Source organism: Streptomyces sp. NPDC050743 (assembly GCF_044456925.1).
GTDB lineage: Bacteria > Actinomycetota > Actinomycetes > Streptomycetales > Streptomycetaceae > Streptomyces.
On the sequence record NZ_JBITGJ010000125.1, the window covers coordinates 1 to 16551 of the forward strand.

At 69.8% G+C, this 16551-nt stretch carries 10 protein-coding genes and 1 CRISPR repeat array; of the genes, 9 read left to right on the forward strand and 1 reads right to left on the reverse strand.

Features of this window, described 5'->3' with window-relative positions; all coding sequences use genetic code 11:
- Positions 1-260 (reverse strand): transposase (locus tag ACIBJF_RS46330; RefSeq protein WP_399183606.1); only part of this gene is annotated, 260 nt, incomplete at its 3' end.
- Between the two features lie 259 nt (positions 261-519).
- Here ACIBJF_RS46330 and cas3 point away from each other — a divergent pair.
- The 9 genes from cas3 to ligA all read left to right on the forward strand — a co-directional run bounded on the left by cas3 (position 520) and on the right by ligA (position 15491).
- Positions 520-3333, forward strand: coding sequence for a CRISPR-associated helicase Cas3' (cas3, locus tag ACIBJF_RS46335; protein ID WP_399183609.1), 2814 nt, complete (start codon positions 520-522; stop codon positions 3331-3333).
- Between the two features lie 448 nt (positions 3334-3781).
- On the forward strand, positions 3782-5539 hold the full coding sequence (gene casA, locus ACIBJF_RS46340) for a type I-E CRISPR-associated protein Cse1/CasA (RefSeq protein WP_399183611.1): 1758 nt from the start codon (positions 3782-3784) through the stop codon (positions 5537-5539).
- 81 nt (positions 5540-5620) lie between these two features.
- Entirely contained in the window at positions 5621-6301 is a 681-nt protein-coding gene (casB, locus tag ACIBJF_RS46345) for a type I-E CRISPR-associated protein Cse2/CasB (protein WP_399183613.1), read from the forward strand.
- The gene (cas7e, locus tag ACIBJF_RS46350; protein ID WP_399183615.1) at positions 6298-7425 is read left to right on the forward strand and encodes a type I-E CRISPR-associated protein Cas7/Cse4/CasC; all 1128 of its coding nucleotides are present in this window, start codon (positions 6298-6300) and stop codon (positions 7423-7425) included. Before casB ends, cas7e begins: the two co-directional genes overlap by 4 nt.
- The gene (gene cas5e / locus ACIBJF_RS46355; RefSeq protein WP_399183617.1) at positions 7422-8189 is read left to right on the forward strand and encodes a type I-E CRISPR-associated protein Cas5/CasD; all 768 of its coding nucleotides are present in this window, start codon (positions 7422-7424) and stop codon (positions 8187-8189) included. Before cas7e ends, cas5e begins: the two co-directional genes overlap by 4 nt.
- Positions 8186-8833: a type I-E CRISPR-associated protein Cas6/Cse3/CasE gene (gene cas6e / locus ACIBJF_RS46360; protein ID WP_399183619.1), complete on the forward strand. Its 648-nt coding sequence runs from the start codon at positions 8186-8188 to the stop codon at positions 8831-8833. Before cas5e ends, cas6e begins: the two co-directional genes overlap by 4 nt.
- Positions 8834-8889: 56 nt before the next feature.
- Positions 8890-9816 carry a type I-E CRISPR-associated endonuclease Cas1e gene (gene cas1e, locus ACIBJF_RS46365; protein ID WP_399183625.1) on the forward strand — a complete coding sequence of 309 codons (927 nt, stop codon included), beginning with the start codon at positions 8890-8892 and terminating at the stop codon, positions 9814-9816.
- Entirely contained in the window at positions 9816-10133 is a 318-nt protein-coding gene (gene cas2e, locus ACIBJF_RS46370; protein ID WP_399183621.1) for a type I-E CRISPR-associated endoribonuclease Cas2e, read from the forward strand. The genes cas1e and cas2e overlap by 1 nt, the downstream gene beginning before the upstream one ends.
- Positions 10134-10150: 17 nt before the next feature.
- Positions 10151-13231: a CRISPR direct-repeat array (repeat unit 29 nt; unit sequence GTCCTCCCCGCCGACGCGGGGGTGTTCCG).
- 169 nt (positions 13232-13400) lie between these two features.
- Positions 13401-15491 carry an NAD-dependent DNA ligase LigA gene (gene ligA / locus ACIBJF_RS46375; RefSeq protein WP_399183623.1) on the forward strand — a complete coding sequence of 697 codons (2091 nt, stop codon included), beginning with the start codon at positions 13401-13403 and terminating at the stop codon, positions 15489-15491.
- Positions 15492-16551: the final 1060 nt, after the last annotated feature.

Genomic DNA, 16551 nt, shown 5'->3' on the forward strand with positions numbered 1-16551 from the left:
TTGGCCCGCTTGAGTTCGGCGTTCTCCTTCTTCAGCGCCTTGAGCTGGGCAGACTCCTCCGTCGTCGTCCCCGGGCGCTGGCCCGCGTCGATCTCGTGCTGCTTCACCCAGTTCCGCAGCGTCTCGCGGGAGCCGATGCCGAGCTTGTCGGTCACCGCTTGCAAGGCGGCCGTCTCGTTCGGGTAGTCGTCGCGCACCTCGGCGACCATGCGCACTGCACGGCGGCGGAGCTCAAGCGGGTAACGGGAGGGTCGTGCCATGACTCGATCCTTTCATGAAATCGAGTCTCTATTCGAACCGGGGCGGTTCATAGTTAGGAGTGGCTTTGCCGTTGATTTGCTTTTGGTGTGATCGCGGGATGCTGTGGTGGGTGGTTCACGGTGGCCACTGTAGCCGCGCGGGATGTCAGGGGCCGTTGTCGGTGGTGTGTGTTTGGATCTGTGGCCGGCGAGGGTTGGCGGTTGTTGTTGGGAGGGATTGGTCTTGCCGGTGGGGTTGGGGGAGAGGCCGGATGAGTCGGTGTGGGGGAAGTCCCGGGGGCTGGACCTGCGGCTGCCGCCGTATCCGTTGGTGAGGCATCTTCTGGATGCTGCTGCGATGGCTTTGCATTTGTGGGATGTGTACCTGTCGGATGGTCAGCGGCGCGGTATCGCGGCTGGTCTGGGGCTGGTGGGTGACTGGGGCAGGGCGCGTGAGGTGGTGGGCCTGTGCGCCGGGCTGCATGACATCGGAAAGCTGTCGGGTTTTCAGTTCTGTTCCCGGCACGGCAGCGAGTTTTTGAGTGAGGAGCTTGCTGCCGGGCGCTCGAGTATGTGCGGCGAGCGGTACGGCCATGATGTGGCGGGGATGCGGGTCGCCGAGGACGTGCTGGCGGTTTTGGGTTTCGATGATGATGGCGAGATGGATGCCGCCGAGCGGGTCGCGGAGATCGTGGGTGGCCATCACGGCCGGTTCCACCGGAATGAGCAGGTGAGCGGTTCGGCTTTTCTGGGTGGGCCTGTCTGGGCGCGGCAGCGTGTGGCGCATGCTTCAACGGTGTATGGGCTGCTGGGGTCTCCGCCGGCGCCGGAGTCGTTTGATGCGGCTCCGGCTGTGCTGGTCACGGGGCTGGTCATTCTCGCGGACTGGCTGGTCAGCCAGGAAGACTATCTGCGGCGCAGGCAGCGGGCTCTTGAGTCCTCACTCGGGGCGCATTTCGCGCAGTCCTGTCTCGACGCGGCTGCTCTTGTGGCGGGTGCGGGCCTCGAACCGGTGCAGCTGCAGCGCAAGGAGTTCGCCGAGGCGTACGGGATCTCGGGGCGGCCCAATCCGCTGCAGCAGTCGGTCATGGAGGAGCTGCCGGCGGCGGTGGGCTCGGCGGGCAGGGGTGGCATCCTGCTGGTCACAGCTGCGCCCGGGGACGGCAAGAGCGAGGCGGCTCTGGAAGCGGAGCGGGTCCTCACCTGTGCCTTCGGTACGCGGGGGTTTGCGTTTTTGCTGCCGACAATGGCGACCAGTGACCAGATGTACGGGCGTATCGCACGGACGCTGCTGCGCCAGTCCGGGCAGGGAGCAGGGCTGACTCTCGTGCACAGCATGGCGTGGCTGAACAGCGCTTATGCGGACGAGGACCTACATGCAGGCCCGGGTGTCATCACGTGCGACGCGGACGAGGGCCTGCCGGGAGGCGAGCGGGTGCCGACGGGCCGGCGTCCTGCGCAGTGGCTGCGTGGTGCCAAGCGTCCGCTGCTCGCGCAGTTCGCGGTCGGCACGATCGACCAGGCGCTGATGTCCATCCTGCCGGTGCGGCACAACGCGTTGCGGCTGCTTGCTCTGTCGGGCAAGACGTTCATCGTGGACGAGGCGCACGCCTACGACCCCTACATGCAGGTGCTGCTGGGCCGGCTGCTGAACTGGCTCGGGACCTACGGCGTTCCCGTCGTCCTTCTGTCGGCCACACTGCCCGCTTCGGTCAGCGACCGGTTGATCAAGGAGTACCTGCAAGGTGCCGGACACAGCCGGAGGGCGCTGGCCGGGCGGACGTTCCCGGCTCCGTATCCCGGCTGGCTGTATGTGGACGGCGCCACCGCTAAGAGTGCGCAGATGTCGCCGTCGCGGCAGCGGGAGCAGGCCGCCGAGCGGAGCATGGACCTTCAGGTCCGTATCGAGCCGGTCGTGCACGGCGCGCAGGGCGGTGCGCGCAACCGTCTTGCGGTCGTCGAACGCCTGGTGGAGCCGGTTGCCACCGGGGAGGGCGGCACTGCCCTGGTGGTGTGCAACACAGTCGGCGACGCGCAGGAGACCTACCGAAGGCTCCGTGAACGCTTCGATGACCGCTCTTATGCCGACGGGGGGATCGTGCAGCTGCTGCACGCCCGTTTCCCCGGAGACGTGCGGGAAGAGCGCACGTCGGAGGTGACGGACGGAATGGGCCGTTCAGGTCCACGGCCGGTGCGCCGGATCGTGGTGGCGACCCAAGTTGTCGAGCAGTCACTCGATCTGGATGCCGACGTTGTCATCAGCGACCTCGCTCCGCTCGCGCTGTTGCTGCAGCGGGCCGGCCGGTGCTGGCGTCACGAGAACTGGTGGGCCAAGAACGGGTATCCGCACGGACGGGGCCGCCCGGCCTGGGCACGCGGACCGCGCCTTGTCGTCCTCGACCCTCTGGCCGAGGACGGCCGGCTACCGCGGCAGTGGGGCGAGATCTACAGCGAGTTCCTGCTCGCCGCCACCTCGGCGAAGCTGGCCGGGCTACCCAAGGGGACGGTCTCGATCCCCGGTGATGTACAGGAACTCGTCGAGGCGGTGCACGGAGACAACGGCCAGACGGTCGACTGGGACATTCCCGATGGCCGCCTGAAGTCAGCCTGGACCGCCCACCGCGGCAAAGACCTGGCCGAGCGAAGCGTCGCCGGCCTGGTGGCCGTGCCCAAAGCCAGACTCGTATCCGGCCTGCACGCACTGCACAGCCTGCCGGGTGAAGAAGACGAGTGGGAGGCCGCCACCCGGCTGGGAGCGGATTCGGTCCGGCTGCTGTGCGCATACCTCCAGCCCGACGGACGCAGGACACTCGACCTGGCGGGCAACGAACCGATCCCCGATCCCCGCCCGGACGAGAAGATGCGGGCCACCGATGTCCGGGCAGTGATGCGGCGCGCCATCCCGGTGCGCGCCGACTGGTTCCGTGCCGAGGACCATGACCTGCTGAGCCCTCCCGAGTCGTGGGAGCAGCATCCGATGCTCAGCGACGTCCGCGTGCTGCATCAGCCCGTCAAGGACGGCCGCGTTCAGCCGGTGGGCGTGGGCGGCAAGGCTCTCTGCCTGGACCAGGACCTCGGGCTGGTCCGGCGGTGAGCGAGCATGGCTCTGCCTGGCACCCCCACGTCGGCGGGGAGGGATCTCGGTGGCAGAGCCGCCCGTGCCCGTCCACTGGAACACCCCCGCATCGGCGGGGAAGCAGCTTTCGCCAGCGAGGCCGTCGGCTGGAGAGCTAGCTTGTCAGACGCCGGTACGTCTCGCAGCGGCGAGCAGGATCGTGCTGCACGCCGTGACGGTGGCCGGGTCCGGCCCCAGGCCGATGACAACGATGATGACTGTGATGACGACGGCCCACGGGGCGGCCTGGGCCCACGGATTCGGTAGCACGGACTGATGCACAGTCCCCCCCCTTTTTGATGGTCTGGTGACGTCGGCTGTGAGAGTGCCGACGTAGCGTCAGGTCGGCGACCGTAGCGGTTCTCCCGCACGCGCAACTCCCGCTCCCCCCTCCTAATAACCACCCCTACCCTTCCACCTTCTCTAAATGCCTGCGGGTGCCGGTACGGAGGTGCTCTACTGGTCGGCATCGCCCTTTCACGGGCCGTTGTCAGTGGCGGGTGTTTCAATGTCGCCCCCAACGCCGGGTGAGCGCGGCCAGGGGGGCCTGTTGCCGTGCCCGGTGTTGCAGCGAGCTGCTTTCTGGGGAGGTTTTGTGGGTGGGGGGTTCGATCTGCGGGACGAGCCGTGGATTCCGGTGCAGTTGGTGACCGGTGAGCCGGTGCGGCTGGGGCTGCGAGAGCTGTTCAAGCGGGCTCACGAGATCGCGGATCTTCAACTTCCGGTGCCGCCGGCCGCAGCGGGGCTGCTGCGCGTCCTAGCGGTGATCACCGCGAGGATCGGCCGGGATGCGGGTGTCCGTCTGGACGACGCGGGCGTTGCCGAGGACATCGGGAAATGGCTGACCCTGCGGCGGCGCGTGCTGAAGCAGGGCCGGTTCGATCCCGATGCGGTGGACGCCTACCTCGATACCGAGGTCCCGGCGGGCCGGTTCGACCTCTTCGATGCGCAGCGGCCCTTCCTGCAGGATCCGCGGCTGACTACGCAGTGCGTGGACGCCAAGGGGGCGCCGAATCCGTCCGGGGTGAACAAGCTGGTGCTCGGCCGGCCGACGGGTATCAACGGTGCAGTGCTGTTCGGGCACTTCACGGACACCGCGCCGGTACCCGTTCCGGCGCACGAGGCCGTGTGGCATCTGCTCGCCCAGCTGTACTTTGGGCCGTCAGGCCAGTGCACGCCCCGGCGGATCACCGCTCAGCGGGCGGGCAGTGGCGACGCGGCGCCGCTGCGGAAGTCCGTCTCCTACTTCGCCTGGGCACCGCAGCTGTTCACGACTCTCGTGCTGGCCGTCCCCAGCCCGCAGGCCGAGGCCGACTGGGAAACACCGGATGCCTGCCCGTGGGAGGAAGAACTCAACGACCCGCTGGGGCCTGTGAAACCCGTGACCTGGCCGGGCCGGCTGCTGACGGGTCGGTTCCGTCACGCGGTCCTGCTGGTGCCCTCGGCCGACCACCGGTCGGTCACGGATGCCTACATCACCTGGTCGACGCACGAGAGCGCACATCAGGTACGTGATCCCTACCAGATTCTGGACCGGCGCAAGGACGGGGCGTTCCAGCCGCGGGAAGCGGACGGCGGCCGGGCGCTGTGGCGGGACCTGGACTCCCTGCTGCTGAAGGACAGCCTGCAGGACGCCCAGCGGCCGCCGTGCCTGGAGGACCTGCCCAAGACGTTGCTGCCGTCGCTGCGCGTGCGTGCCTACGGGTTCGAACAGGACGGGCAGCAAAAGGACAGCGTCTGGTTCCAGGCGACGACCCCGACCATCCTGCAGTGGCAGGAGGAGACCGACCCGCAGATGGCGCACCACGTCCGCCGCTGTCACCGCCTCGCCGAGGACGCCGGGACGCGTCTGGGCTTCGCCGCGAAGGTCGCCTGGAAGATCGCCACCGACATCAACATCGACGCCTCCGCGAAGGCCAAGATCAGAATCGACGAGAAAAAGCCCGGACCGTGGGCCACGCAGGCTCTTGCCCGGTACTGGTCGGCCGCCGAGAGCGTGTTCTGGGACCTGGCGCGACCCGAACGCATCGGCGCCGCCATCGAGCGGCCGTTCGTCGAAACGGCGCTGGCCGCCTTGGACGAGGCGATCGGGCCGGCCAACCGCGCCGACATCCGAGTGGCGCGGGCCCGCAGCCGCGCCCGCGCCATCCTCCTCGGGCTGCTGCCCACCACCACGAACGCCTGATCCGATCCGGCGTTCGTCTCCTGGCCCGGCGAACTTTGCCGCTGCCGTTTCCTTCCCTTCCACCCCTTCCAGGGATGTGCCATGACCGCTTCCACCACCACGACGGCAACGTCCGCGCCGTCGAAGAACCGCCCACGAGCCTCCGATCGCTTCGTGGCCTACGTGCACCGCCTGTGCGAGTCCAAGGGCACTAGGGCCGAGCTGCGCAGAGGACTGGGCCTGCCTATCGAACGGTGCAACTACCTGCACCGCCACCTCGTGCCGTGGCTGTCCAACCCGGCGGATGACGGCACCGGCGACCGAATTCACCCCGAGACCAAGCGGGCCCACTACGCCGTGGCCGCACTGATCGCAGCCCGCCCCCGCACAGCCCGCCACACACCGGCGCCCGACGCTGCCGACAGCGACACCCTCCCCGACTGGTACACGCGGCCCAACCTCGGGGCCGCCCTCGGCCAGGCCGTCACCAAAGGCGTCATGAAGCCGGCCACCGCCGAGAGCACCCTGCACCTGATGTCCCGGCAGACCACCGACGCCATCCACCCCTACCTGCCCGGCCTGATCCGGCAACTCCTGAGCGGCGGCATCAGCGTGGACTGGGCTGTCCTCCTGGAGGACCTCGCCTGGTGGAACCGCGACCGCGACAAGATCGCCACCCGCTGGCTAGAAAGCTACTTCCGCACCACCAGCGCCGAGACAGAACCCCACGACACCAGCACCGAAAACCCCGGACCCGACACGATCAAGGAGAACGCACGATGACCCTCTACCTGGACCTCAGCGCCCTGCAGTCGGTGCCGGCAGCCAACCTCAACCGCGACGACCTCGGCTCACCGAAGCAGGTCCAGTACGGCGGCGCTTCCCGCATCCGCGTCTCCAGCCAGTCCTGGAAGCGCGTCATCCGCCAAGGTGTCGAGCGGGACCTCGGCGAGCGGGCCGCCCGCACCCGCATGGTCCCGGTGAAGGTCCGCCAGGCCCTGCAGCGGGCGGGCTGGCCTGAAGAGCTGGCCGCATTCGCCGGGGCTCAAGTCGCCGCGAGCGCCGGCAAGAAGGGCATCGGGACGGAGAAGGCCGGCCACACCTCGGTCCTGCTGTTCCTGCCCGAGGCCGCGATCGAGGAGCTCGCCGCCGTGTGCGAGGAACACCGCAGCGAGCTGGACAAGGCCCAGGGCAAGAAGAACCCGGGCCAGCTGCTTCCGCCGACCCGCATCGAGGAGATCCTCAAGCGGCGCACCGCCTCCATCAGCCTGCTGGGCCGGATGCTGGCCGAGCTGCCCGACGCCAACGTCGACGGCGCGGCCCAGGTCGCGCACGCCTTCACCACCCACGCCAGCGAGCCGCAGCGCGACTACTTCACCGCCGTCGACGACTGGCTCGGCGAAGCCGAGACCGGCAGCGGCCACCTGGACACCGCCGAGTTCAGCTCCGGCGTCTTCTATCGGTACGCCACCGTCAACGTCGCCGACCTGGTCAAGAACCTCGAGGGCGACCAGAAGGCGGCCCGCACCGTGCTGGCCTCGTTCGCCGAGCACTTCCTTATGTCGCTGCCACAGGCGAAGAAGAACAGCACCGCCCCGCACACCCTGCCCGACCTGGCCTACCTGGCCGTGCGCGAGCACCGCCCGCTCTCCCTCGCCGCCGCGTTCGAGGCGCCGGTCACCGCGGATGCGACCGGCGGGTACGCCAGGCCGTCCCGGCACGCCCTCGCCTCGTACACGGCCAACATCAACCGGCTCACCGGCGAGCGCCACCGCCCCTTCCACGGCCATGCCACCATCGCCCCCGGCGAGCAGCTCAGCGGCCTCGGTAATCCGCACGACTCCTTCGACTTGCTGATCGAGGCCGCCGTGGAAGCAGCCCTGCCTGAAACGGGAGCGCAGCAGTGAGCGGTTTGCTGCTACGCCTGGCTGGCCCGTTGCAGTCCTGGGGTGAGCGCTCCGCGTTCACCCCCGTGCGCGACAGCGCGCCCTTCCCCACCCGCTCCGCTCTGACCGGCATCCTCGCCGCAGCCGAGGGCCGCGCCCGCCATGAGGACGGGCTCGACGCGTACGACCGTCTCCAGTTCACCGTGCGCGTGGACCGGCCCGGCGTCCGGCTGGTCGACTACCACACGGTCGGCGGCGGCTTCCCCAAAGCGCAGACCGCGGCCACCAGCGGCGGCAGCAACAAGGGCGCCGCCGTCATCACCCGCCGCCACTACCTGGCCGACGCCGTGTTCACCATCGCCGTCACCGGCCCCGAAAACGACACCGCACGCATCGCCCACGCCGTGCAACACCCGCAGTGGGCGCCCTACCTCGGACGCCGCTCCTGCGTGCCCGACGAGCCGTTCCTGCTGCGCGCCCACGTCGCCGACCCCGAGGACGAACTGCGCCACCGCGTGCCGCTCAGCCGCGAACCCGCGCACCCTGCGCCCGAGACCGTCCCGGTCACGTTCCTGTACGAGCAGGCGCCCGCCGACGTACCGGACAACGAGGTGGACATCCTTACCGCCAACGACTATCCGGTCAGCTTCGCCCAGCATCAGCGCAGCCACCGCACCCGGCGCATCTACCGGGTCGAGCACCGCCTTGCGCACTCCTTGACCTGCCCCAGCCGGCAGCTGACGGACCAGCTGATCGCCTACTGCCTGGAGGAGAACGCCGCATGAGCCCCACCGCGGTGATCGCCCGCATCCGTCTCAACCCCTACAGCCGCGCCGTCCAACGCGACCTGCGCGACGCCACCCAGATGCACCGCACCGTCATGCGGCTCGCCCCCGACAACCTCGGCGACTCTCCCCGCCGCACGGCCGGCCTGCTCTACCGCGTCGACGAAACCGCCACCAGCACCCTCCTCATCCAAGGCAACACCATCGACCCCGCCCGGCTGCCCGCCGACTACGGCCACACCGACCTTAAAGACCTGACCCCCATGTTCACCGCCCTGCGCAAAGGCCTGCCAGTCAGCTACCGGATCGTCCTCAACCCCGTCAAACGAGAACGCCTGCCGCTTGAACGCAAGGGCCACAGGGGCCGCACCATCCCACTGTCCGGGCCGGATGCCGACCAGTGGTGGATACAGCGCGCTGCCGACGCCGGTCTCCAACTCCACGTCCTCACCCCCACCAACCTCGCCGCCGCAAAGCCGCGTGGCGCCGACGCCCCGCCCATGCGGCACAGCCTGATCCGCTACGACGGCACCGCCACCATCACCGACCCCGACGCCCTCACCCAAGCCGTCCTCACGGGCATCGGACGTGGCAAGGCTTACGGCGCCGGCCTCCTCAGCCTCGCCCCGGCCAGAACCACGTGAGCGCACCCAGAAGGGGCGGCAACGCCCGCAAACGCCTCGCCGCCCCCACCCTGGCCATGCTGCCCCGCGTCGCGGACTCCCTGTCGTTCCTCTACATGGACATGGTCCGCATCGTCCAAGACGACACCGGCGTGTGCGCCCAGATCCCCACCCAGGACCGCCGCACCGACACCGTATACATCCCCACCGCCGCCCTTTCCTGCCTCCTGCTCGGCCCCGGCGTCTCCATCACCACCCCAGCCCTGGCAACCCTCGCCCGCCACGGCACCAGCGTCGTATGCACCGGCGCCGGCGTCGTCCGCACCTACGCCGCAATCCTGCCCGACTCCCTCACCACCCACTGGCTCGAACAGCAAGTCGCCGCATGGACCGACACCGAGCGCCGCCTCGATGTCGCCACCCGCATGTACGGCATGCGCTTCAACGACGAAGTACCCGACGGCACGACACTCGCGCAGCTGCGCGGCATGGAAGGCCAGCGGATGAAAGCCCTCTACCGGCTCCTGGCCCAACAACACGGCATCGGCCGCTTCCGCCGCAACTACCACCCCGACCAGTGGCACGACCAGGACCCCGTCAATCTCGCCCTGTCAGCCGCCAACACCTGCCTCTACGGCATCGTCCACGCCGCCCTGCTCGCCCTCGGCTGTTCCCCCGCGCTCGGCTTCGTCCATACAGGCACCCAGCACGCCTTCGTCTACGACATCGCCGACCTTTACAAAGCCGAAACCACCGTCCCCCTCGCCTTCGCCCTCCACCAATCCCCCAACCCCGAACAAGAAGCACGCCGCCGTTTCCGAGAAGAACTCCGCCTCCTGCGCCTCCTGCCCCGCATCGTTAACGACATCCAGACACTGCTCACCCCCGGCGCAGATCCAGAAGACCGCTCAGAACGCCGAGAAGCCGACATGGTCCACCTCTGGGACCCGCAAGCCGGAGTCCTGCCAGCAGGCGTCAACTACGCCGCCGAAAGCGACAACTGATGCCGTCCATGGTCGTCATCGCCACCACCGCCGTCCCCGACCACCTGCGCGGCGCCCTCAGCCGCTGGACCAGCGAAGTAGTCCCCGGCATCTTCGTCGGCAGCGTCTCCGCTCGCGTCCGCGACGAACTCTGGAACGCCGTCACCGAAACCGTCACTGACGGCGCCGCCCTCCTCATCCACCCCGCCCCCACCGAACAGGGCTACGCTCTCCGCACCGCTGGCACCCGTCGTCGCATCCCCATCGACTTCGAAGGCCTTACCCTCATCCGCATGACAGGACCACCGACGGCAAAGACATTGCAAAACGGTCCGTGAGTTGCAGGTCAGAAAGTGTCCTCCCCGCCGACGCGGGGGTGTTCCGATTCGTGACGGCCGCCACACCTGCCCGCCAGCGTCCTCCCCGCCGACGCGGGGGTGTTCCGAACGACGCCGTAAACGGCTCCCTCGTCCTCGCGTCCTCCCCGCCGACGCGGGGGTGTTCCGTCTTCGGAGTAGTCGGCGAGCAGCGTCACGGGGTCCTCCCCGCCGACGCGGGGGTGTTCCGTCCAGCGACACGGCCGTCTTCAGCTTCGAGGCGTCCTCCCCGCCGACGCGGGGGTGTTCCGCCCCACTGCCGGGTCGTGGTGATCGTCTCGAGGTCCTCCCCGCCGACGCGGGGGTGTTCCGGCCATCGAGCTGCTCTGCGCCTTCTACCAGGTGTCCTCCCCGCCGACGCGGGGGTGTTCCGCAGCCCTGGACGACGCCGGGGAAGCGGGCTGGGTCCTCCCCGCCGACGCGGGGGTGTTCCGCTGACCTCGGAGCGCCGGGGCAGGAGCTGGTCGTCCTCCCCGCCGACGCGGGGGTGTTCCGTTGGCGGGATCGATCGAAGACGTGGGGACTTCGTCCTCCCCGCCGACGCGGGGGTGTTCCTGAGTTTCGATGTCCCCCAGCCGAAGCGCGGAAGTCCTCCCCGCCGACGCGGGGGTGTTCCGCTGATGCCGGACACCGCCGACGCCTGGCGCATGTCCTCCCCGCCGACGCGGGGGTGTTCCGCCCATCCACTTCTGAGGAGACCCCGTGCGAATGTCCTCCCCGCCGACGCGGGGGTGTTCCGCACGGATCCTTCAAATCCAAGGAGTACCAGCAGTCCTCCCCGCCGACGCGGGGGTGTTCCGCCGTGCCTGCCCTGCCGAACCCCAAGAAGCAGGTCCTCCCCGCCGACGCGGGGGTGTTCCGGCGTCGGCCTTGGTGATCGCGTCGTAGACGTCGTCCTCCCCGCCGACGCGGGGGTGTTCCGCCGAGACGGCCGAAGACGAAGCGGAACCCCCCGTCCTCCCCGCCGACGCGGGGGTGTTCCGCTGTCCAACTGCGTCGCCAGGCTGTACACCTGGTCCTCCCCGCCGACGCGGGGGTGTTCCGATCGCTCCCCGTGGTATCAATTTGCCCATGGCGTCCTCCCCGCCGACGCGGGGGTGTTCCGCCGCCCGTGGCCTTCTTCGCGCGGCGCTTGCAGTCCTCCCCGCCGACGCGGGGGTGTTCCGCACATCCACGACTTCGTGCACGACCCCAGCCAGTCCTCCCCGCCGACGCGGGGGTGTTCCGCCGATGAGGGCCAGGAGGTAGATGAGGCCGTCGTCCTCCCCGCCGACGCGGGGGTGTTCCGGCAGAGGGATAGTGCCTACCGCGATGAGCGCGGTCCTCCCCGCCGACGCGGGGGTGTTCCGATCCTCGGACACCGACCGCGCCAGCAGCTGGAGTCCTCCCCGCCGACGCGGGGGTGTTCCGGTAGCGAACACCGTCACGGGCAGTCTCGCGGTGTCCTCCCCGCCGACGCGGGGGTGTTCCGGCGGGGGTTTCCATGACGGCGAGGGCGGGGCTGTCCTCCCCGCCGACGCGGGGGTGTTCCGACGCTCATCGGCAGCACGGTCGAGACCGCGGCGTCCTCCCCGCCGACGCGGGGGTGTTCCGCAGGACCCGAAGAAGGCTTCGGCCGATGTCGCGTCCTCCCCGCCGACGCGGGGGTGTTCCGACCTTGTAGCCCCAGACCTCGACCTGCTCGCAGTCCTCCCCGCCGACGCGGGGGTGTTCCGCGGGTGGAGGCGGCGCACTGGACGCACCTGGCGTCCTCCCCGCCGACGCGGGGGTGTTCCGCGCCGCGGTCCGGTGATCCCCGATCGCCGGGCGTCCTCCCCGCCGACGCGGGGGTGTTCCGCGCCGCGGTCCGGTGATCCCCGATCGCCGGGCGTCCTCCCCGCCGACGCGGGGGTGTTCCGACGCCCAATCCGCGCGACCGCAAGCGCATCGCGTCCTCCCCGCCGACGCGGGGGTGTTCCGAAGGTCAAGGAAAAGGCGTCCTGGGACCAGGTGTCCTCCCCGCCGACGCGGGGGTGTTCCGGCAATCCAGGCGCAGGAGCGGTACGTCAAGGCGTCCTCCCCGCCGACGCGGGGGTGTTCCGTCGCGCACGTTCTGCTGCGTGTAGACGGTGAAGTCCTCCCCGCCGACGCGGGGGTGTTCCGGCCGAGGCGGTCCGCTTCCAGAAGTACGAAACGTCCTCCCCGCCGACGCGGGGGTGTTCCGTCGTCTACGTCGACCTCAGCGAAGAAACCGTCGTCCTCCCCGCCGACGCGGGGGTGTTCCGAGATCGTGGCCGACGCCGAAGACCAGGGCGACGTCCTCCCCGCCGACGCGGGGGTGTTCCGTAGGTGTACGCGGTGGTGCGCAGGACGCCGTCGTCCTCCCCGCCGACGCGGGGGTGTTCCGTCGGGCTCCACGATGATCGGCATCGAGCCGTAGTCCTCCCCGCCGACGCGGGGGTGTTCCGGAATCGACCAAGACTCTGCAGGGGAAGTGACCGTCCTCCCCGCCGACGCGGGGGTGTTCCGCTCCTGCCGAAGCTGGGCGGCTGACCCCGTGTGTCCTCCCCGCCGACGCGGGGGTGTTCCGCAGATCAACGACAAACTCGGCCGCCCCGTGGTGTCCTCCCCGCCGACGCGGGGGTGTTCCGCGAGGCGACCTGGACGCGGAGACGCTCGTTCTGTCCTCCCCGCCGACGCGGGGGTGTTCCGCTGGAGCAGCAGCTGGTCAGCCCGGAGGCCCTGTCCTCCCCGCCGACGCGGGGGTGTTCCGGATGGCTTGCTGTGTTCCGGCTTCGCTTGAGCTCGCCCTCCCCGCCGACGCGGGAGTGTTCCGTCGGTGGACTGGACGCGCCGCGCGCCCATATTGTCCTCCCCGCCGACGCGGGGGTGTTCCGGCGTACGCGCAGGCGGTCGCCGAGGGCCGTACGTGCTCCCCGCCGACGCGGGGGTGTTCCGCTGATGGCGCCGCCGAGGAACAGCAGCGCAGCGTCCTCGCCGCCGACGCGGGGGTGTTCCGGGCCTCGACGGCATCATGGCGTGGCTACGGTCGTCCTCCCCGCCGACGCGGGGGTGTTCCGCACAGGAAATGTGGTCTTGGAGGCATTGCGGGCTGACAGCACGGCGGTGGGTGGGACGCACGCCCACGGTGGCGGCAGCCAGGCTGGCGATGCTTCCGGCGTTCCGTTACCCACAAGCCGTCCTTCATCGGCGGCCCCGTTGTCAGTGGTGGACGGCAAGATGCCGAGCATGACGACTTCTGCAACAGTGATCGATGATGCCGCCACCTACGCTCAAGCGGTCGAGGACGCCGGGCGTGCGGCAGCCGCCTACTACGCGGGTGGCACGTCGCCCCTGGACGATGACACTTACGACCGCCTGGTGCGGGGGATCGCTGCGTGGGAGGCAGAACACCCCGATCAAGTGCTGCCCGACTCCCCCACGGGCAAGATCGCCGCCGGTGCCGCCGAGGGCGATGTGCCGCACACAGTGCCGATGCTCAGCCTAGACAACGTGTTCTCCGCGGAGGAATTCACCGCCTGGACGGTGTCTTTGGGCAGGCGGATCGGCCGTGAGGTCACGCGGTTCCACGTGGGGCCGAAGCTGGACGGGCTGGCGGTCGCCGCCCGCTACAGCAGCGGCCGCCTCACCAAACTGATCACTCGCGGGGACGGGACGGCCGGGGAGGACGTCTCGCACGCGATAGGCACCATCCAGGGACTGCCCGCGACCCTGGACGAGCCGGTCACCGTGGAGGTTCGCGGCGAAGTCCTCATGACCACGGCTCAGTTCGAGCACGCCAACGAAGTGCGCACGGCTCACGGCGGACAGCCGTTCGCCAATCCGCGCAACGCGGCCGCCGGCACACTGCGGGCCAAGGAGCGCGCCTACACGGTCCCGATGACCTTCTTCGGCTACGGCCTGCTTCCCACGCCGGACAGCGACCCGGCCCTCGCCGAACGGCTGAGCGCATCTGCACACAGCGACCTGATGAAACTGGCCGCCGACTTCGGAGTACACACCAGCGCCCGGACCGCCGTCCCGGACCAGGTCGCCCACGACCCGGAGCAGGTCCTGGCCCGCGTGAAGGAGATCGCCGCTGCGCGTGCGGAGCTGCCCTTCGGTATCGACGGCATCGTCATCAAGGCCGACCTCGCCGCCGACCAGGAGGCGGCCGGATCCGGTTCCCGTGCACCCCGGTGGGCGATCGCCTACAAGCTGCCGGCCGTGGAGAAGATCACCCGGCTGCTGGAGGTGGAGTGGAACGTCGGCCGCACCGGGATCATCGCCCCGCACGCTGTCCTCGAACCAGTACTGATCGATGGCTCCACCATCACCTACGCCACCCTGCACAACCCGGCCGACATCACCCGTCGCGGATTGCTCCTGGGCGACCACGTCATGGTCCATCGCGCCGGCGACGTCATCCCCCGCATCGAGGCGCCCGTCGCCCACCTGCGCACGGGCGAGGAGACGCCCATAACCTTCCCCGAGCACTGCCCCCGCTGCGGCTCCGGCATCGACACCAGCGAGGAACGCTGGCGGTGCGCCCAGGGCCGCAACTGCCACCTGGTCGCCTCTCTCGCCTATGCCGCCGGCCGAGACCAGCTCGACATCGAGGGCCTGGGCCAGACCCGCATCGTCCAGCTCGTCGACTCAGGCCTGGTCACCGATCTCGCGGACCTGTTCACGCTGCAGCGCGACCAGCTGCTCGGCCTGGACCGGATGGGTGAAACCAGCACCGACAACCTCCTCGCCGCGATCGCCAAGGCCAAGGGGCAGCCGCTGGCGCGCGTGCTGTGCGCGCTCGGCATCCGCGGCACCGGCCGCTCCATGTCCCGACGCATCGCCCGCTACTTCGCCACCATGGACCAGGTTCGCGCCGCGGACGCCGAGGCGATGCAGCAGGTCGAGGGCATCGGTGCGGAGAAGGCCCCTTCGATCGTCGCGGAGCTCGCAGAGCTCGCGCCGCTCATCGACAAACTCGCCGCTGCCGGCATCAACATGACCGAGCCCGGTGCCACCCCACGCTCGGCTGCCGAGACCGACCCCGGCAGCGGCAGCATGGCCGGCGCGTCGATCGGCTCCGGTCCGCTGGCCGGCATGACGGTGGTCGTCACCGGTGCCATGACAGGAGACCTGGAACGGCTCACCCGCAACGAGATGAACGAACTCATCGAGCGGGCCGGAGGACGCTCGTCCTCGAGCGTCTCCAGGAAGACCAGCCTCGTCGTCGCCGGCGAAGGCGCCGGTACCAAGCGGGCCAAGGCCGAGCAGCTCGGTATCCGCCTCGCCTCCCCCGACGAGTTCGCTGACCTTGTTGCCGACCTCCTCAACTGAGCCGAACCAGGGCGTTGCGCTGAATGTCTGCGGCCGCCAGACGGCGTTCCCTGTGATCGACTGCCCTTCCGAGCCTTCAGCCCCGACAACTGCTCGGGCTCGAGTCGTCAGGCGGGCCGCGACCGGCGACGCCCGCCAACGCTGACACGCCACCCATGAGCGCTCCCGCAGGCGCCGAACCGGGCTGTCCCGCAGAGTAGGAGCGGAGCCTGTCCGGGACCCATCGCACGTCGTCCCGGGCGGGCCACAAGCCGTGAGGCGCGAGCAGCCGGCACCTTCATGACGGCGCCGCGCCGCTCGCCGGTCGGCTACTGCACGACCTCTTCGAGCACCTCAGGGCCGCTGTTCGGACATTGTTTACGGCCGTGGAGACGGGGCGGGCGTCCAGGTGGCCGCCTGCGGGCTGGTCGAGGAGGGCGGCTAGATCGTCGGGGTCCTAGTGACGGGGGTCGAGCCAGGCATCGTAGTGGTCGGGGGTGAGGGCGAGCGGCATGCGAGGCCCTGGGGCCCGGAGGACGGGCCGGCGCCCACGGTGTGGACCTGGCCTGGCCGACCCGCCCGCCCTGTGGCTTGTGTCGCAGGGCCGCTGGCGTTGGGCCATGGCCCGGGCCAGGCGCGACTGGGCAGACGGCCGGTCCGCCTATCAGGTGTTGGTCGACCGGGACGGCTCCACCACCGTGGTGACGCGGACGTCCTGGTGGCCACAGGAAGATCTGCGAGTCGTGCAGGCAGTGCGACCGCGCCCTCCCGTGAGGCGGGACGGGCCCCCGAGGAAGCGCGGCGGCAGCCGGGTGACGGGCCAGGACATCGAGGAAGCCCGCGAGAGGCCAGGGTAAGCGGCGAGAAGCCGACCGTGGCCCGTGTCTGTGAGTTCCTGGGGGATCTCTCAGGCCACCTACTACCGCCACAAGCCCGCCGAACAGCACCCGGCCGACGCCCTGGTCGCCACTGCCTGACAGCCCACTGACTGAGCTCGGATCCACCGGCTTGATGTCTGTGGACGGTTTCTCGGGGAACGCAGAAGTGCCTTGTGACCTGCGATGATGGGGTTTCTCTAGGA

What these genes read in the sequence shown, in the direction of transcription:
- casA (WP_399183611.1), top strand. Translation starts at nt 3,782, where the DNA reads ATGCCTGCGGGTGCCGGTACGGAGGTGCTCTACTGGTCGGCATCGCCC.
- casB (WP_399183613.1), top strand. Translation starts at nt 5,621, where the DNA reads ATGACCGCTTCCACCACCACGACGGCAACGTCCGCGCCGTCGAAGAAC.
- cas7e (WP_399183615.1), top strand. Translation starts at nt 6,298, where the DNA reads ATGACCCTCTACCTGGACCTCAGCGCCCTGCAGTCGGTGCCGGCAGCC.
- cas6e (WP_399183619.1), top strand. Translation starts at nt 8,186, where the DNA reads ATGAGCCCCACCGCGGTGATCGCCCGCATCCGTCTCAACCCCTACAGC.
- cas1e (WP_399183625.1), top strand. Translation starts at nt 8,890, where the DNA reads ATGCTGCCCCGCGTCGCGGACTCCCTGTCGTTCCTCTACATGGACATG.
- cas2e (WP_399183621.1), top strand. Translation starts at nt 9,816, where the DNA reads ATGCCGTCCATGGTCGTCATCGCCACCACCGCCGTCCCCGACCACCTG.
- ligA (WP_399183623.1), top strand. Translation starts at nt 13,401, where the DNA reads ATGACGACTTCTGCAACAGTGATCGATGATGCCGCCACCTACGCTCAA.